The organism is Bradyrhizobium guangdongense (assembly GCF_004114975.1).
Taxonomy (GTDB): domain Bacteria; phylum Pseudomonadota; class Alphaproteobacteria; order Rhizobiales; family Xanthobacteraceae; genus Bradyrhizobium; species Bradyrhizobium guangdongense.
On the sequence record NZ_CP030051.1, the window covers coordinates 6,610,440 to 6,627,247 of the forward strand.

The window sequence follows — 16,808 nt, forward strand, 5'->3', positions numbered from 1 at the left end:
CTCGCCGCTATCCCTCCGAATCAACAATGATGTTAAGCTCGCCTTGCTTAGGGGGGCATGAGGCGCGACGGGTGCGAATTGCGGCCCGTGTTTTCCCGGGTGAGGCAGTCAGCTCTTGAGGCATAACGCGCGGCATGATTCGCATTTCGACGATCTTCATCGCCATCTGCATGGTTCTGGTCGCGGCCTCGCTTGGGCTCGTGCTCTACGCGGTCGCCGGCATCAGTGGAACCGAATCCGCGATCGTGGCGCTGACCGCGCTGACCTTCCTGATCCTCTACAACGCGGTATCGATGCGGCTGCGCGACCGCAGCGACGTCGGCGGCCAGATCGCGGACCTGTCGCGCGGCACGGCCGACCTGGCCCGCCAGGTCGCCGAGTTCGGGCGCCGGTTGGCTTCGATCGAGGGCCGCATCGCCTCGTCCAATTCGGCCAATTCCGACCGTGTCCAGTCGGTGGTCGGCGAGATCAACGAGCTCGGCGGATTGGTCAGGCAGCTCGCCGCCACGGTGTCCACGCATGAGGACCTGCTGGCTGGTCATGCGCCGGCGCCCGCTCCGACCGAAAAGCCGGAGCCGGAAGTGCCGGTCGACCTGATTGCACCCTTCGAGGAGCGGCTGGCCGCTCCTCCTCCGCTTCCTGCACCGCCGCGGCCGACAGCGCCGGCGGCCAAGACCGCGAGCGCCGCTCAGACTGTCAACGGTCGTAACCCGACCCAGATGCTGGCGACGCTGCGCAACGCCATCGACGACAACCGCATCGACATCTTCCTCCAGCCCATGGTGACGCTGCCGCAGCGCAAGGTGCGGTTCTACGAGGCTGTGACGCGGGTGCGCGACGAGCGCGACCAGTTGATCGCCGCCGAGGAGTTCATCAGCATCGCCGAGGCGTCCGGACTGATCGGGCGCATCGACAACATGGTGCTGCTGCGCTGTGTCCAGGTGCTGCGCCGGCTGATGGTGCGCAACAAGGATGTCGGCGTCTTCTGTAACGTCGCGGCTTCAACGCTCGGCAATTCCACCAGCTTCGCGCAATGCCTCGACTTCCTCGAGGCCAACCGGGCGCTGGCGCCGTCGCTGGTGCTCGAGTTCAAGCAATCGACCTTCCGCAGTCTCGGCCCGGCCGAGACCGAGAATCTCGCGGCACTCGCGCAGCGCGGCTTCCGCTTCTCGATCGACCATGTCACCGACCTGCGGATCGAGCCGCGCGAACTCGCCGACCGTGGCGTTCGGTTCATCAAGGTTCCAGCCTCTCTCCTGCTCGACCCGAAGCAGGCATCGAGCTCGGACATTCACCCCTCGGATCTGTCTGATCTTTTGGGCCGCTTCGGCATCGACCTGATCGCCGAGCGGATCGAGGGCGAACGCGCGGTGGTCGACCTGCTCGACTATGACGTGCGGTTCGGCCAGGGCTTTCTGTTCGCCCCGCCCCGGCCATTGCGGCCCGAAGGGGCATCTGCTACCGGCGGGGCCGCGCCGCAACAGGCGCAGGACATTCAGGGATCCAATGGCCCCGGCATACCCAGCCAAGGCGCTACAACATCAGGCACGACGCCTGCCACCCCGTCATCACGCCTCACCGGCAACGCAGCGCTCGCGCGGCGCATCTGATCGGCCGCGCGCGTCATGACCACGCTGCATTTCGCACAGAGCCTGCGCGAACTCGTGGGCGGAGTCGAGGTCGTGCTCAGCGACATCTGGGGCGTGGTCCATAACGGTTTGGAATCGTTCCCCGAGGCTTGCGAGGCGCTGCACACCTATCGCAGCCATGGCGGTACGGTGATCCTGATTACCAACGCGCCGCGCCCTGCGGATTCCGTGCAGCGGCAGTTGCGCAAGCTGGGCGTCGCCGACGAAACTTACGACGCGATCGTCTCGTCGGGCGATTTGACGCGGCTCTATGTCGCCGAGCATCCCGGCCGCAAGATGTTCTGGCTCGGCCCCGAGCGCGACAACTCAATCTATCGCGGCCTCGATGCGACGACTGCTCCGCTGGAGGAGGCCGACTACATCGTCTGTACCGGCCTTTATGACGACGAGACCGAGACCGCGGAAGACTACCGCGGCATGATGCTGAAGGCACGCGAGCGCAAGCTCACACTGGTCTGCGCCAACCCCGACATCGTGGTCGAGCGCGGCGACCGGCTGATCTATTGCGCCGGCGCGATCGCGGAGCTCTACCGCGAGCTCGGTGGCGAGGTGATCTTCTACGGCAAGCCGCACCGGCCGATCTACGAACGCGCAATGGCGCTGGCCGGCGAGCGTCAGGGCCATCCGATCGACAGGAAGAAGGTGCTGGCGATCGGCGACTCCGTCCGCACCGACCTGACCGGCGCGCGCGAATTCGGCATCGACTGCCTGTTCGTCACCCGCGGCATCCACGCCGAGGAGTTCGAGGGCCTCGACCAGCTCGATCCCAAGTCGGTGCTGGAATTGTTCGGCCACCCGCCGAAAGCGCTGATGCGCGAATTGAAGTGGTGAACCCCGTCGTTCCAAACCGAACGACGCAGAAAGCAAAAAGCCCGGGACGAGCGCCCGGGCTTTCCAAATTCAGCTGATGGTTTGAAGCGCGCTTACGCGCTCGCCATGTCAGGGAACACAGCCTCGATCTTGGTCTTCAGCGTCGCCGCGTTGAACGGCTTGACGATGTAGTTGTTCACGCCGGCCTTCTTGGCCGCGATCACGTTTTCGGTCTTCGATTCCGCCGTGATCATGATGAAGGGCGTGGTGGCCAGATTGGGATCGGCCCGCACTTCGCGAAGCAGGTCGTACCCCGTCATCGGCTCCATGTTCCAGTCGGAAATCACGAGGCCGTACTTCTTGCCACGCATCTTGTTAAGCGCCGCCGAACCGTCGCTGGCATCATCGATATTATCGAAGCCAAGCTGCTTCAGCAGATTCCTGATGATACGGATCATGGTGCTGTAGTCGTCCACCACCAGAACCGGCATCGACAAATCAACCGCCATCTCGACTCCCCCAACGCATACCCAGGAATATTCAAAAACGGACCTGACAGGCCGGGGCCCCTCAGTTCCACCGTCCAAGCACTTAGCACCAAGGCGTTAAACAGCGCGTTAACTGGGGTACCCCGCGGCAGACCGAAATCCATGTTCCCTGCGGCCCTATCGGCCCGCTTGACTTCGACGGCCGGCTCAAGCCACGGTCCCGGCCGACCCCGCCGGCTCGAGAATTCCCCTGATGGCCCCGCAATTTACCGTTATCCGCGACAGCACGCCGGATTCTGCGATCCCCAAGGGCGCCGTGGTCGCCATGGGCAATTTCGACGGGGTCCATCTCGGCCACCGGGCCGTCATTGCCGCCGCCCTGGAGATGGGCCGGGCGAATGGCCGCCCTGCGCTGGCGCTGACCTTCGAGCCGCATCCACGCCGGTTTTTCAGCCCCAACACCCCGCAGTTTCGCCTGACGGACGAACGGGCAAAACTGCGGCTTCTGGCCGGGACCGGGCTAGCCGGTGCCGTGCTGATGACCTTCGACAAGGCCAGGGCCGGCACCAGCGCGCAAGATTTCATTCACCATGACCTGATCGAGCGCCTCGGCGTCAGCGGGATTGCGGTCGGCTACGACTTCCATTTCGGCAAGGGCCGGGTCGGCTCGCCGAGCCTCCTGGTCAACGAGGCGCCCCGGCTCGGCATCGAAGTCGACGTGCAGCCGCATGTCGATATCGACGAGCGGCCGGTGTCCTCCAGCGCGATCCGGATCGCGCTCGCCGAGGGGCAGCTCGACGAGGCCACGGCCATGCTGAGCGCGCCCTGGTTCATCACCGGCGAGGTCATCCATGGCGAGAAGCGCGGCCGCGACCTCGGCTATCCCACCGCCAACATCCGGCTCGACGCCAATTGCGGGCTCAAGCACGGCATCTATGCAGTGCGGGTCGGCCGCGGGTCCGAGCGTCTGAACGGGGTGGCGAGCTTCGGCCGTCGCCCGACCTTTGATAATGGCGCCCCGCTCCTCGAAATCTTCCTGTTCGACTTCAAGGGCGACCTTTACGGCCAGGTGCTGGACTGCGCCTTTATCGGCTTCATCCGCGAGGAGCTGAAATTCGACGACATCGAAGCCCTGATCCGCCAGATGGACGACGATTCCGCCCGTGCGCGCGCCATGCTGGCCGCCGCCCCGGATGCGTTTCCGCAGCTTGGGACCATCGATTGAGGGCCCAAGCCGGCCCGCCGGACCTTTGCGCTTCCCTTTTGCGCTTCTACCTTTTGCGCTTCCCTTGGCCCCCTGCTATGGAGAGCCATGTTTGCGCGGCGCATCATAGGGATTAGCGGCCCGGCTTCCGCCTGAGCCTAAAGGCTCGGCGCAAGACCGGGATTTGTCGTTCCACCCCGCGATTCCGCATCGCCATTCGTTCCCGCGCCATTCCGAGCCAGTCAGTCTCATGTCCGAAAAGCCGCAGAAGTCCGCAAACTCCGACGTCAAAGACTATTCGAAGACGCTGTTCCTCCCGCAGACCGAATTCCCGATGCGCGCCGGCCTGCCGCAGCGCGAGCCGGAGCTCCTGAAATACTGGAACGACATCGGCCTGTACGACAAGCTGCGCAAGGAAGCGGAGGGCCGCCCCAAATTCGTGCTGCACGATGGCCCGCCCTACGCCAACGGCAACATCCATATCGGGCACGCACTGAACAAGATCCTCAAGGACGTCGTGACCAAGAGCCAGCAGATGCTCGGCTTCGACTCCAACTACGTGCCCGGCTGGGACTGCCACGGGCTGCCGATCGAATGGAAGATCGAGGAGGAGAACTACCGCAAGAAGGGCAAGCAGAAGCCCGACTTCCGCGACTCCGCCGCGATGGTGGCGTTCCGGAAGGAATGCCGTGCCTATGCGACCCACTGGATCAACATCCAGCGCGAGGAGTTCAAGCGGCTCGGCATCATCGGTGATTGGGATCACCCCTATCAGACCATGAGCTATCCCGCCGAAGCCCAGATCGCCCGCGAACTGATGAGGTTCGCGGCCAACGGCACCCTCTATCGCGGCTCCAAGCCGGTGATGTGGAGCGTGGTCGAGAAGACCGCGCTGGCCGAGGCCGAGGTCGAATACGAGGACCATACCTCCGATACGGTCTGGGTGAAATTTCCGGTCACCTCGCCCGCGCACGGCGCACTCGCTTCCGCCAGCGTCGTGATCTGGACCACCACGCCTTGGACGCTGCCCGGCAACCGCGCGATCTCGTTCTCGCCCAAGATCGCCTACGGCCTCTACAAGGTGACGGACGCACCCGCGGACAATTGGGCGAAGACCGGCGATCTCCTGATCCTGGCCGATGCGCTCGCCGCGGACGTGTTCAAGCAGGCGCGCGTCACGGCCTATGAGAAGGTACGCGAGATTCCCGGCGACACGCTGGACGCCGTCGAATGCGCCCATCCGCTGCGCGGCCTCGATGGCGGTTACGAATTCATCGTGCCGTTGCTACCGGGCGATCACGTCACCGACGACACCGGCACTGGCTTCGTCCACACCGCGCCCGGCCATGGCCGCGAGGACTTCGATGTCTGGATGGTCAATGCGCGCGAGCTCGATGCGCGCGGCATTTCGACCGCAATCCCCTACACCGTCGATGAGAACAGCGCCTACACCGCACAGGCCCCCGGCTTCGTCGGCAAGCGCGTGCTCACCGACAAGGGCGAGAAGGGCGACGCCAACGAGGCCGTAATCAAGGCGCTGATCGACGGCGGCAAGCTGCTCGCGCGCGGCCGCCTCAAGCACCAATATCCGCATTCCTGGCGCTCGAAGAAGCCGGTGATCTTCCGCAACACGCCGCAATGGTTCATCGCGATGGACAAGGACATCAGCGAGGACGGCCAAGCGAGGAAGGGCGACACGCTGCGCGCCCGCGCGCTGCATGCGATCTCGGTCACCCAATGGGTGCCGCCGTCGGGCGAAAACCGCATCAACGGCATGATCGCCAATCGTCCGGACTGGGTGATCTCGCGCCAGCGCGCCTGGGGCGTGCCGATCGCCGTGTTCGTGCGCGAGAAGGCCGACGGTTCGGCCGAGATCCTGCAGGATGAGATCGTCAACCAGCGCATCGCCGAAGCCTTCATGGAAGAAGGCGCCGACGCCTGGTACGTGGACGGCGCGCGCGAACGCTTCCTCGGATCGCGTGCCGCCGAGGACTGGAAGAAGGTCGACGACATCTGCGACGTCTGGTTCGATTCCGGCTCCACGCACGCCTTCGTGCTCGAGGATCGCCAGAACTTCCCCCAGCTCGGCAACATCGTCCGCAAGGTCGACGGCGGCAACGACACCGTGATGTATCTGGAAGGCAGCGACCAGCATCGCGGCTGGTTCCACTCCTCCCTGCTGGAGAGCGCCGGCACGCGCGGCCGCGCGCCCTACGACATCGTGCTCACCCACGGCTTCACGCTGGACGAGAACGGCCGCAAGATGTCAAAGTCGCTCGGCAACACCGTCGAGCCGCAGAAGGTGATCAAGGATTCAGGCGCTGACATCCTGCGCCTGTGGGTCTGCGCCACCGACTATGCCGACGACCAGCGCATCGGCCCGGAGATCTTGAAGAACACCATCGAGACCTACCGCAAGCTGCGCAACTCGATCCGCTGGATGCTGGGAACGCTGCATCACTTCAAGGCGAGCGAGAGGGTGGCCCCTGCCGACATGCCCGAGCTCGAGCGGCTGATGCTGCACGAGCTGGCCGGCCATGCCGAAACGGTTCGCAAGGCCTATGCCACGTTCGACTACAAGACCGTGGTCGCAAGCCTTTCGGCCTTCATGAACTCGGAGCTGTCGGCGTTCTACTTCGACATCCGCAAGGACACGCTGTATTGCGATCCGCCGTCGTCGCAGGCGCGCAAGGCGGCGCTGACCACGATCGACATCCTGTGCGACGCGATCCTGAAATGGCTCGCTCCCATCCTGAGCTTCACGACCGACGAAGCCTGGCGGATGTTCCGGCCGGATGCCGCGCCTTCCATCCATTTGACCCTTTTCCCGGAGGGCCTCGAGCAGTTCCGCGACGACAAGCTCGCTGTGAAATGGGAGACGATCCGCAACGTTCGCCGTGTCGTCACCGGTGCGCTCGAGCTCGAACGCGCCGCCAAGAACATCGGCTCCTCGCTGGAGGCCTCGCCGGTGATCTATGTCGCCGAGCGTGACATGCTGGGGACGCTGTTCGACACTGATCTCGCCGAGATCTGCATCACCTCGAATTACGAGGTGCGCGAGGGCGAGGCGCCGGCCAATGCATTCCGTCTCGATGCCGTGCCCGGTGTCGCGGTTGTGGTCGAGAAAGCGGTCGGCACCAAATGCGCCCGCTCCTGGAAGATCTCGCCCTTGGTCGGCGAGGACGCCGAATATCCCGACGTCACCCCGCGCGACGCCCAGGCGCTACGCGAATGGAAGGCGCTCGGGGTAGCGGTCTGATAGGTAGCCATGACCCCGCTCCGCGCCGGCATCCTCGCGGCTGTGGCCACCCTCGTGGCGGACCAGGCCTCAAAACTCTGGCTGCTGAACGGCTTCGACCTCGCCCGTCGCGGCGTGGTGAAGGTGACGCCGTTCTTCGACCTGGTGCTGGCCTGGAACATCGGGATCAGCTTCGGCTGGCTCCAGAACGATAGTCAGGCCGCACAGCTGGCGCTGATGGCGGTGAAGATCGCCGCGGTGGTCGCGCTCGCAATCTGGATGGCGCGGTCTCAGACCCGGCTTGCCACCGTGGCGCTGGGGCTGATCATCGGCGGCGCCATCGGCAACGGTATCGACCGCCTCGCCTACGGCGCGGTGGTCGATTTCGCCCTGTTCCACGTCGAAATCGCCGGAAATACCTATAATTGGTACGTTTTCAACTTGGCGGACGTGGCCATCGTTGCTGGGGTGGCGGCCCTATTGTATGATTCCTTTCTGGGGATACCCGCCGCAAAAGCGCCCTGATCCCGGCTGATACGGGCCGGAGGCGGAACCTCGCTTAGCGAGGGTCGTCGCGCGAGACGCGACACGACTGCCACAATTTGGAACAGGTACAGGTATGCGCAGCTCCGAGACCAGCGGTTCGATGGATCGAAACCCCCGGCGGGGATTTTGGCTGGCGCTCAAATTGTCCGCCGTCGCACTCGGTGTCGGTCTCGTCATGTCGGCAGGCCCGGTCCGCGCCGGTGACGACGACGAAGAAGATGACGGGATGACCTTCGAAGAGAGGATCATCGACAATCTGATGTCCGGCATCGGCGCCAAGAGCATGGAGAAGAAGGGCATCGAATACCGCGAGCGCTCGCCGCTGGTGGTGCCGCCCAAGCTCGACCTGCCGCCGCCCGCCGGCACCGAAGCCAAGAACGCACCGAACTGGCCGAAGGATCCCGACGAGAAGCGCCGCAAGGAGGCCATCGCCGCTCGGAAGAAAGAATCCAAGGCGACGGAGAACTGGCAGGCGGCCCGGCCGCTGACTCCCGCCGAGTTGAACGCCGGCAGGACGGCCGCCCCCGAGCGGACCAGCAACGATCCGATCCAGCCGGGAACCAACAACAACCCGTCGCTGAGCCCGGCCCAGCTGGGATTCACCGGCGGTCTGTGGAACATGATGACGAACAACAAGGGCGAGGCGAAGCAATTCACCAGCGAACCGCCGCGTCAATCCCTGGTCGAGCCGCCGCCGGGCTATCAGACGCCTTCGCCGAACTATGCCTATGGCGCCGGCGAGGACAAGTCGCGGCGGATGTACTACGATATCATGTCCGGCAAGGAGAAGGAGCAATAGGCTCCTTGCCCGTCGCACGCAGGCGCGGACCCGCCGCAGACGTACGGCATAGGCCGGGCGCGGCAGATGACCTATTTTTAAGTACCAGTTGACCGCGTTCTCTGCTTCGTGACCCGAAGCTCATAGCCGCGCGGTGTAGCATGCCGCGCTTTTACGCCCGGACATCAGGGTCTGGGCTTTCACAAGGATCGTGATGCCCTCACCCCGATCGGTTGCCTGCCTTTTCGCCGCGCTGCTCTCGACATCTGGCTTAGACGTCGGTAGCGCATTCGCCCAGACGACGGTCACATCGGCGCCTCCCGCCAGCTTCACGCTCAGCAACGGCCTCCAGGTCGTGGTGATTCCGGACCATCGCACACCCGTGGTCACGGAGATGATCTGGTACAAGGTCGGCTCCGCCGACGAGACGCCGGGCAAGTCGGGTCTCGCCCACTTCCTCGAGCATCTGATGTTCAAGGGCACTTCGAAGCATCCGGTCGGCGAATTCTCCCAGACCGTGCTTCGCGTCGGCGGCAACGAGAACGCCTCGACCTCGGTCGATTACACCAACTATTACCAGCGCGTACCGAAAGAGCAGCTCCCGACCATGATGGAGTTCGAGGCCGATCGCATGACCGGCCTGATCCTCAAGGACGAGAACGTGCTGCCCGAGCGCGACGTCGTGCTCGAAGAGTACAACATGCGCGTCGCCAACAATCCGGATGCGCGGCTCAACGAGCAGATCATGGCCGCGCTCTATCTCAACCATCCCTATGGCCGGCCGGTCATCGGCTGGCACCAGGAGATCGAGAAGCTCGATCGCGAGGATGCGCTGGCCTTCTACCGCCGCTTCTATGCGCCCAACAACGCGATCCTGGTGATCGCAGGCGATGTCGAGGCCGCCGACGTGCGCCAGCTGGTCGAACGCAATTTCGGACCCATTCCGGCCCAGCCCGCGATCCCGGCGCGTCGCATCCGCCCGCAGGAGCCGGAACCGGCGGCGCCGCGCACCGTCACGCTGTCCGACCCGCGCGTCGAGCAGCCGGGCCTGCGCCGTTATTATTTGGTGCCTTCGGCGACAACGGCCGCTGCCGGCGAGAGCGCGGCGCTCGACGTGCTCGCGCAGTTGATGGGCAGCGGCAGCAACTCCTATCTCTACCGCGCGCTCGTGGTCGACAAGCCGCTCGCGGTCTCGGCCAGCGCCAGCTATTCCAGCATCTCGCTCGACCCGACCCAGTTCGCGATCTCGGCTTCGCCGAGGTCCGGTGTCAGCTTCGCTGACGTCGAACAAGTCATCGACGGCGTCATCACCGACGTCGCGCAGAACCCGATCCGCGCCGAGGATCTCGAACGGGTCAAGACCCAACTCATTGCCGAGGCGATCTACGCACAGGACAATCAGGCGGTGCTGGCGCGCTGGTACGGCGGCGCACTGACCACAGGCCTGTCGATCGAGGACATCAGGAGCTGGCCGGATCGCATCCGTGCGGTCACCGCCGAGCAGGTGCGCGCCGCCGCGCAGAAATGGCTCGAGAAGAAGCGCTCGGTGACGGGCTATCTGATCAAGGACACCAGTGCCGCCAAGCGCGAGGAGAAGCGTTCGTGAATAATCCCGTCCTTCGCGCTCGCCATTTCGCCTTGTCGTTCGTCACCGGCGCGACGCTCGCGCTCGCTTCGATCTCGCCGTCGCAAGCCGCAGCCAAGATCCAGCACCTGGTTTCGCCGGGCGGTATCGAGGCCTGGTTCGTTCAAGACGCGACCGTGCCGTTGATCGCCATGGAATATTCATTCGCCGGCGGCTCGGCGCAGGATCCCAAGGACAAGTCCGGCGTCGCCAATCTCGTCGGCGACCTGCTCGACGAGGGCTCTGGCGATCTCGATTCCAAGACATTCCATGAGCGACTCGATCGCCGTGCCATCGAGCTCTCCTTCAGCGCCAGCCGCGACACTTTCCGCGGCAGCCTGCGTATGCTGCGTGACAACAAGGATGAGGCCTTCGACCTGCTGCGCTCGGCACTGACCTCGCCGCATTTCGACACCGCCGATGTCGAACGCATCCGCTCGCAGGTCATTTCGGGCCTGCGCCGCGACACCACCAATCCGACCTCGCTCGCGAGCAAAAAATTCCTGGAGATGGCGTTCGGCGATCATCCCTATGGGCGGCAGACCAACGGCACGCTGGAGAGCGTGCCGACGATCACGGTTGCCGACATGAAGGATTATGTCAGCCGTGTGCTCGCCAAAGACACGCTGAAGATCGCGGTTGTCGGTGATGTCGATCCGGACACGCTCGGCAAGCTGCTCGATCACACCTTTGGGGCCTTGCCTGCCAAGGCCAATCTCGTGCCGGTCCCCGATGTCGAGGCCGCAAAGCCGCCGCAGCGCGCCTTCGTGCCGCTCGACGTGCCGCAGACCGTGATCACCTTCGGCGGCCCCGGCGTGATGCGCAGCGACCCGAATTTCATGGCCTATTACGTCGTCAATCACATCCTCGGCGGCGGCGGCCTGTCCTCGCGGCTCTACCATGAGGTGCGCGAGAAACGCGGCCTGGCCTATTCGGTGTTCGAATCGCTGCTCTGGATGGAGCATTCCGCAGTCTTCATCGGCAACACCGGCACCCGCGCCGACCGGGCCGGCGACACCATGGATGCGATCGAGAAGGAAGTACGCCGCATCGCCGACGAGGGGCCGACCCAGAAGGAGCTCGACGAGGCCAAGTCCTATCTCAAGGGCTCGCAGATGCTGGCGCTCGACACGTCCTCCAAGCTCGCGCAGGCGCTGCTGCAATATCAGCAGGACAAGCTGCCGATCGACTATATCGAAAAGCGCAACGCCATCGTCGATGCCGTGACGCTGGACGACGCCAAGGCCGCCGCCAAGCGGCTGTGGGGCCAAGGGCTCCTCACTGTCGTCGTAGGTCGCGCGCCACAGGCTGCGGCGCAGCCAGCCGCAGCACCGGTGACCAAGTCGAACTGAGATCTCTGACGCTTCCTGAAATGGCCGGGCTCGCCCGGCCATTTGCGCTTCCAGATGTACCATTGCCGAACATGGACGATCCGCGATATGTCGTGACATCGCAATTGGTGCCATCATGCTGCGGATATCCCGCGATCTCGTCATCGACGAGGACGACATCGAGATCGGCTTCGTCCGTGCCTCAGGTCCGGGCGGACAGAACGTCAATAAAGTCGCGACCTCGGCGCAACTGCGCTTTGATACCCGCAAGCTGACCTTGCCGGAGGACGCCGCGTTGCGCCTTGTCCGCCTCGCCGGCCAGCGCATGACCAAGGACGGCGTCATCGTGATCCAGGCGCAACGCTTCCGCACCCAGGAGCGTAACCGGCAGGATGCCATCGACCGCCTCACGGAGATGCTGCGCGAGGCCATGGTTCGCCCCACGCCACGGCGCGCAACGCGACCGACCTTCGCCTCCAAGCAGCGCCGGCTCGAGGGCAAGAAACGCCGCAGCGACGTCAAAGCCGGTCGCGGCGGCCGCTTCGACGACTAGGAGGGACCGACTCGGAACAAACTGAGCATGTGGGTAGCCGGGACTTGCCCCATGCAATTGCGTGTCAGCAGGACTAGATTGGGCGCTGAACGCGCCCTTTGAGTCTTTCCATGCCCGTCCGCCAATTACCAGAACAGGTCGTTAACCGCATCGCCGCCGGCGAGGTGGTCGAGCGGCCGGCGAGTGTGGTCAAGGAACTCGTCGAGAACGCGATCGATGCTGGCGCGAGCCGGATCGACGTCTTTACCGAGGGCGGCGGCCGGCGGCGGATCGGCATCACCGACGACGGCAGCGGCATGACCGCGAAGGATCTCGCGCTCGCGGTCGAGCGCCATGCCACCTCCAAGCTCGACGACGAGGATCTGCTTCAGATCCGCACGCTCGGGTTCCGCGGCGAGGCGCTGCCCTCGATCGGCTCGGTCGCGCGGCTTTCCATCACGACGCGCCATGCGAGCGAGCCGCACGCCTGGGCCCTCACTGTCGAGGGCGGCGAGAAGTCCGAGATCATGCCGGCGGCGCTGGCGCACGGCACCCGCGTCGAGGTCAACGATCTCTTCTACGCAACGCCGGCGCGGCTGAAATTCTTGAAGACCGATCGCACGGAAGCCGAAGCGATCCGCGAGGTGGTGCGGCGCCTCGCCATGGCGCGGCCCGACATCGCCTTCACGCTGGCGGGCGAGGAGCGCGCCCCCGTGACTTGGGCCGCGGCGCTGCCCGGCGCGGCCGGGCGACTGACGCGGCTCGGTGATATTCTGGGCGCGGAGTTCCGCAGCCATGCCTTCGAGGTTCATGCCGAGCGCGAAGGCGTCGTCGTCGCCGGCTATGCCGCGGCGCCGGCACTGACCAAAGCCAACGCGCTCGGCCAATATCTCTTCGTCAACGGCCGCCCGGTGCGCGACAAGCTGATCCTGGGTGCCGTGCGCGGCGCCTATGCCGATTATCTACCGCGCGACCGCCATCCGGTGCTCGCGCTGTTCGTCACGCTCGATCCGCGCGAGGTCGATGCTAATGTGCATCCAGCCAAGACCGAGGTACGCTTCCGCAACGCAGGCCTTGTCCGCGCGCTGATCGTGCACGGGCTGAAGGAAGGTCTTGCGCGCGAGGGCCGCCGCACTGCCGCCAATAGCGGCGAGAGCGCTTTGTCCTCGTTCCGCCCCGCTTTCGCGCCGCCGCGCCCCGCAAGCTGGGACTGGCGTGCTTCGCCAGCCGCCCCGGTTGCGCCGATGCCGTCATTCGAAGGCGCCGCCGCGCCTGCCTTCGCCGAGCGCGCGCAGGCCGCGTTCGATGTCGGCGCGCCGAGCGCCGACGTTCGGATCGAGACACTGCCGGTGGCCGACCTCGTCGACCGCCCACTCGGCGCAGCGCGTACGCAGATCCACGAGACTTACATCGTCTCGCAGACTCGCGACGGCCTCATCATCGTCGATCAGCACGCCGCGCATGAGCGCATCGTCTATGAACGGCTGAAGGCCTCGCTCGCCGAGAACGGCGTGCAGCGGCAGATCCTGTTGATCCCCGAGATCGTCGAGATGGACGAGGCGACGGTAGAGCGGCTGTTGGAGCGCAGCGAAGAACTTGCTTCCTTTGGCCTCGCCATCGAATCCTTCGGTCCCGGCGCGGTCGCGGTGCGCGAGACGCCGTCGCTGCTCGGCAAGACCAACGCGGGCGGCCTGCTGCGCGATCTCTCCGAGCACATGGCCGAATGGGACGAAGCGCTTCCTCTCGAGCGCCGCCTGATGCATGTCGCCGCCACCATGGCCTGCCACGGCTCGGTGCGTGCCGGCCGCAGGCTGCGTCCAGAGGAGATGAACGCGCTCCTTCGCGAGATGGAGGAGACGCCGAACTCCGGCCAGTGCAATCACGGGCGGCCGACTTACGTCGAGCTGAAGCTGTCAGATGTGGAGAAGCTGTTCGGGCGGAGATGAGCCGACAGTCTTGTAGGGTGGGCAAAGGCGCAACGCGCCGTGCCCACGATCTCTTCATGATTGCGAGAGAGGGTGGGCACGCTTCGCTTTGGCCACCCTACGGCGACTACGGCAGCTCGATTATGGCTTCCTCAAAAACACGAACTCCGTATCGTCATAAGCCCGCCGCTCCAGCTCCTCGTACCCCTCCGGCGTCGCGAACTGCGCGGCCTTCGCTTCTTCCACCACGAGCACCGCACCCGGCGTCAGCCAGCCGCCGTCGCGCAGGGACGCAAGCGCCTTCTCCGCAAGACCCTTGCCGTAGGGCGGATCGAGGAACACAAGCGAGAACGGCTCGACGGGATGCGCGGGCCCGAGATCGGTCGCGTCGCGGCGATAGACTTTTGTAACGCCACCCAAGCCCAGCGCCTCGACATTGTTGCGAAGCAGTGCGCGCGCCTCTGCGCCGTTGTCGACGAACAGCGTGAACTTCGCGCCGCGCGAGGATGCCTCGATGCCGAGCGCACCGGTGCCGGCGAAGAGATCGAGCACGCGCGCATCCTCGATCGGGTTGCCATAGGCGTGCACGAGGATGTTGAACACCGACTCGCGCAGGCGATCCGCGGTGGGACGGATGTCACGCGAAGACGGTGAGGCGAGGTTGCGCCCCTTCAAGCGACCGCCGACCACCCGCATGCTATTCGTCCCGCGGCGTCAGATCGCGCTTGCCGTGATAGCCGCGCTTGGGACGACGCGGCGGACCGTAGCCGTTGGCCTCTTCCTCGTTGCGCTCGCGCGCCTCGTCGCTGCCGGTGCGCTGCACCAGCACGCGGCGGCCCTTGCGGTCGGCGATCACCGCGCGCTTGGAGGTCTTCTCGCCCTCGCCAGACGATGACTTCTTCGGCACGTCGAACTGCGCGCCCGACTTCTCGATCACCTTGTCGCCGAGCTGCTCGCGCAGCACGCGCGCGCGGACCTCCTCGACCTGGCCCTCGGGAACCTCGCCGAGCTGGAACGGACCGTAGGAGACGCGGATCAGCCGGTTCACCTCGAGCCCGAGATGAGCGCAGACGTTGCGCACTTCGCGGTTCTTGCCTTCGCGGATCGCGAACACCAGCCAGACATTGGCGCCCTGGTCACGCTCCAGCGTCGCTTCGATCGGACCGTATTTCACGCCGTCGACTTCGATGCCGTTCTTGAGCTGGTCGAGCTGCGCCTGCGTGATGTCGCCATGGGCGCGAACGCGGTAGCGGCGCAGCCAGCCGGTGTCAGGCAGCTCGAGCGTGCGCGCGAGGCCGCCATCGTTGGTGAGCAGCAGGAGGCCTTCGGTGTTGAAGTCGAGCCGGCCGACGCTGATCAGGCGCGGCAGCCCCTCGGGCAGGTTGTCGAATACGGTCGGACGTCCCTCGGGATCGTCATGCGTCGTCATCAGCCCGCGCGGCTTGTGATAGAGGAACAGCCGTGTGCGCTCACGCTCCGGCAACGGCTTGCCGTCGACCAGAACGACGTCGTTCGTGGTGATGTCGAGCGCCGGCGAGTTGATAACGCGACCGTTGACGGTGACGCGGCCCTGCGTGACCATCTCCTCGGCGTCGCGGCGCGAGGCGAGACCTGCGCGCGCCAGAGCCTTGGCGATGCGCTCGCCGGCCTTCTTCGGCTTCGGCGCTTCCTCGCGGCGCGGCCGGCCCTCGAAATCGCGCTCGCGTTCGCGATATGCGCCGCGGCCACCGAAGGCGGGGCGCTTCTCGAAGATCCGGCTGTCGTCCTCGTTGTCGCGGCGGGGGCGGTCGCGGAAGCGGCCCTCGCTGCGCGGATGCTCCTGCCAGTCCATGCGGCCTTCCGGCCGCTCACGCGGCCGATCGAATTTCGGCCGGTCACGGAACGGACGATCGCCGGATGAGCGATCATCGCGGGAGCGCGAGAAACGCGGACGATCTTCACCGCGGCCCCCCTCGCGACGATCATCGCGCTGACGCCAGGGCTTCTCCTCGCTGCGATCGCGACCGCCGAAATCCTTGCCGAAGCTCTTGCGCGGCCGGTCGCTGCGCGGACGGTCCTCGCGCTTCTGCCACGGCTTGGAATCGCTCCGCTCGCCGCGGTCGCGCGAGAACTTCCGCTCGCCCTCGAACTTGCGCTCGGGACGGTCACCGCGCGGGCGCTTGTCGCCGAATTTCTTGTCGCCGAAGCGGCCGGCGGGACGGGCATCGTCGCGATCGCGGCTGCGCGATGGACGGTCGTCGCGGCCATAAGATGGACGATCCCCGCGTGGCTTGAACGAGCGCTTCTCGCCATCGCGCGATCCGCGATCGGAGAACGGACGGTCGCCGCGCGGCTTGAAGCTGCGCTCGCCGCGGCCCTCGCCGCCGCGCTCGTCGCGCTTGAAGCGGGGACGGTCGGAGAAATCGCGGCGCGGCGCATCGCCGTCCTCGCGGCGGCGGAAGGGGCGGCTGTCGCGGTCGCCCCTGCCCTCGCCCCTGGCTTCGAAGCCGCGCTTGGCGAATTTCTTCTCGGGGCCGCGGGGCTTGCCGCTGCGGCCGCCTTTGGGCGGGCCTCGCCTGCCGCGGGACTCGTTGTCTTTGTCGCTGTCGCGAGGCATGAATAATCTCACTTACGGGGGTGGCCGGAAAGCATTGTGCGCGCTCGTTCAGAGCCGCATGCTCAGGCAAAATCGGGTTAGCACTTC

Annotated in this window: 13 protein-coding genes; 10 read left to right on the plus strand and 3 right to left on the minus strand. The window is 65.6% G+C overall.

Going from position 1 to position 16,808, the window contains the following annotated elements; genetic code table 11:
• Positions 1-134: 134 nt before the first annotated feature.
• Both X265_RS31630 and X265_RS31635 read left to right on the plus strand, forming a co-directional pair.
• Complete coding sequence (locus X265_RS31630; protein ID WP_128968377.1) at positions 135-1,610, plus strand: EAL domain-containing protein; 1,476 nt, start codon at positions 135-137, stop codon at positions 1,608-1,610.
• Positions 1,611-1,625: 15 nt separating this feature from the next.
• Positions 1,626-2,480 (plus strand): TIGR01459 family HAD-type hydrolase, encoded by an 855-nt coding sequence (locus X265_RS31635; RefSeq protein ID WP_128968378.1) that lies wholly within the window; start codon positions 1,626-1,628, stop codon positions 2,478-2,480.
• 92 nt (positions 2,481-2,572) lie between these two features.
• Here the strand turns inward: X265_RS31635 and X265_RS31640 are convergent, their stop codons facing one another.
• Positions 2,573-2,968: a response regulator gene (locus X265_RS31640; protein ID WP_027551917.1), complete on the minus strand. Its 396-nt coding sequence runs from the start codon at positions 2,966-2,968 to the stop codon at positions 2,573-2,575.
• A gap of 232 nt (positions 2,969-3,200) precedes the next feature.
• Between X265_RS31640 and X265_RS31645 the strand changes: the two genes are divergently transcribed.
• The 8 genes from X265_RS31645 (at position 3,201) to mutL (ending at position 14,146) form a co-directional block, all read left to right on the plus strand.
• Positions 3,201-4,172 carry a bifunctional riboflavin kinase/FAD synthetase gene (locus X265_RS31645; RefSeq protein ID WP_128968379.1) on the plus strand — a complete coding sequence of 324 codons (972 nt, stop codon included), beginning with the start codon at positions 3,201-3,203 and terminating at the stop codon, positions 4,170-4,172.
• A gap of 229 nt (positions 4,173-4,401) precedes the next feature.
• Entirely contained in the window at positions 4,402-7,410 is a 3,009-nt protein-coding gene (ileS, locus tag X265_RS31650) for an isoleucine--tRNA ligase (protein ID WP_128968380.1), read from the plus strand.
• Between the two features lie 9 nt (positions 7,411-7,419).
• Positions 7,420-7,914, plus strand: coding sequence for a signal peptidase II (gene lspA, locus X265_RS31655; RefSeq protein ID WP_128968381.1), 495 nt, complete (start codon positions 7,420-7,422; stop codon positions 7,912-7,914).
• A gap of 94 nt (positions 7,915-8,008) precedes the next feature.
• Positions 8,009-8,734, plus strand: coding sequence for a hypothetical protein (locus X265_RS31660; RefSeq protein WP_128968382.1), 726 nt, complete (start codon positions 8,009-8,011; stop codon positions 8,732-8,734).
• A gap of 193 nt (positions 8,735-8,927) precedes the next feature.
• Positions 8,928-10,319, plus strand: coding sequence for a M16 family metallopeptidase (locus X265_RS31665; RefSeq protein ID WP_128968383.1), 1,392 nt, complete (start codon positions 8,928-8,930; stop codon positions 10,317-10,319).
• A complete protein-coding gene (locus X265_RS31670; protein WP_128968384.1) occupies positions 10,238-11,689 on the plus strand; it encodes a M16 family metallopeptidase in 1,452 nt (483 codons plus the stop codon). The genes X265_RS31665 and X265_RS31670 overlap by 82 nt, the downstream gene beginning before the upstream one ends.
• A 115-nt stretch (positions 11,690-11,804) precedes the next feature.
• Positions 11,805-12,221: an alternative ribosome rescue aminoacyl-tRNA hydrolase ArfB gene (gene arfB, locus X265_RS31675; RefSeq protein WP_128968385.1), complete on the plus strand. Its 417-nt coding sequence runs from the start codon at positions 11,805-11,807 to the stop codon at positions 12,219-12,221.
• 110 nt (positions 12,222-12,331) lie between these two features.
• A complete protein-coding gene (gene mutL / locus X265_RS31680) occupies positions 12,332-14,146 on the plus strand; it encodes a DNA mismatch repair endonuclease MutL (RefSeq protein WP_128968386.1) in 1,815 nt (604 codons plus the stop codon).
• Positions 14,147-14,266: 120 nt separating this feature from the next.
• On the opposite strand, the gene rsmD is transcribed toward mutL, so the two are convergent.
• Both rsmD and X265_RS31690 read right to left on the minus strand, forming a co-directional pair.
• Positions 14,267-14,821, minus strand: coding sequence for a 16S rRNA (guanine(966)-N(2))-methyltransferase RsmD (rsmD, locus tag X265_RS31685; protein WP_128968387.1), 555 nt, complete (start codon positions 14,819-14,821; stop codon positions 14,267-14,269).
• Between the two features lies 1 nt (position 14,822).
• Positions 14,823-16,721, minus strand: a complete 1,899-nt coding sequence (locus X265_RS31690) for a pseudouridine synthase (protein ID WP_164938890.1) — start codon at positions 16,719-16,721, stop codon at positions 14,823-14,825.
• Positions 16,722-16,808: the final 87 nt, after the last annotated feature.

What these genes read in the sequence shown, in the direction of transcription:
- X265_RS31670 (WP_128968384.1), top strand. Translation starts at nt 10,238, where the DNA reads ATGGCTCGAGAAGAAGCGCTCGGTGACGGGCTATCTGATCAAGGACAC.
- arfB (WP_128968385.1), top strand. Translation starts at nt 11,805, where the DNA reads ATGCTGCGGATATCCCGCGATCTCGTCATCGACGAGGACGACATCGAG.
- X265_RS31645 (WP_128968379.1), top strand. Translation starts at nt 3,201, where the DNA reads ATGGCCCCGCAATTTACCGTTATCCGCGACAGCACGCCGGATTCTGCG.
- X265_RS31640 (WP_027551917.1), bottom strand. Translation starts at nt 2,968, where the DNA reads ATGGCGGTTGATTTGTCGATGCCGGTTCTGGTGGTGGACGACTACAGC.
- rsmD (WP_128968387.1), bottom strand. Translation starts at nt 14,821, where the DNA reads ATGCGGGTGGTCGGCGGTCGCTTGAAGGGGCGCAACCTCGCCTCACCG.
- X265_RS31660 (WP_128968382.1), top strand. Translation starts at nt 8,009, where the DNA reads ATGCGCAGCTCCGAGACCAGCGGTTCGATGGATCGAAACCCCCGGCGG.
- X265_RS31690 (WP_164938890.1), bottom strand. Translation starts at nt 16,721, where the DNA reads ATGCCTCGCGACAGCGACAAAGACAACGAGTCCCGCGGCAGGCGAGGC.
- X265_RS31665 (WP_128968383.1), top strand. Translation starts at nt 8,928, where the DNA reads ATGCCCTCACCCCGATCGGTTGCCTGCCTTTTCGCCGCGCTGCTCTCG.
- ileS (WP_128968380.1), top strand. Translation starts at nt 4,402, where the DNA reads ATGTCCGAAAAGCCGCAGAAGTCCGCAAACTCCGACGTCAAAGACTAT.
- mutL (WP_128968386.1), top strand. Translation starts at nt 12,332, where the DNA reads ATGCCCGTCCGCCAATTACCAGAACAGGTCGTTAACCGCATCGCCGCC.
- X265_RS31630 (WP_128968377.1), top strand. Translation starts at nt 135, where the DNA reads ATGATTCGCATTTCGACGATCTTCATCGCCATCTGCATGGTTCTGGTC.
- lspA (WP_128968381.1), top strand. Translation starts at nt 7,420, where the DNA reads ATGACCCCGCTCCGCGCCGGCATCCTCGCGGCTGTGGCCACCCTCGTG.
- X265_RS31635 (WP_128968378.1), top strand. Translation starts at nt 1,626, where the DNA reads ATGACCACGCTGCATTTCGCACAGAGCCTGCGCGAACTCGTGGGCGGA.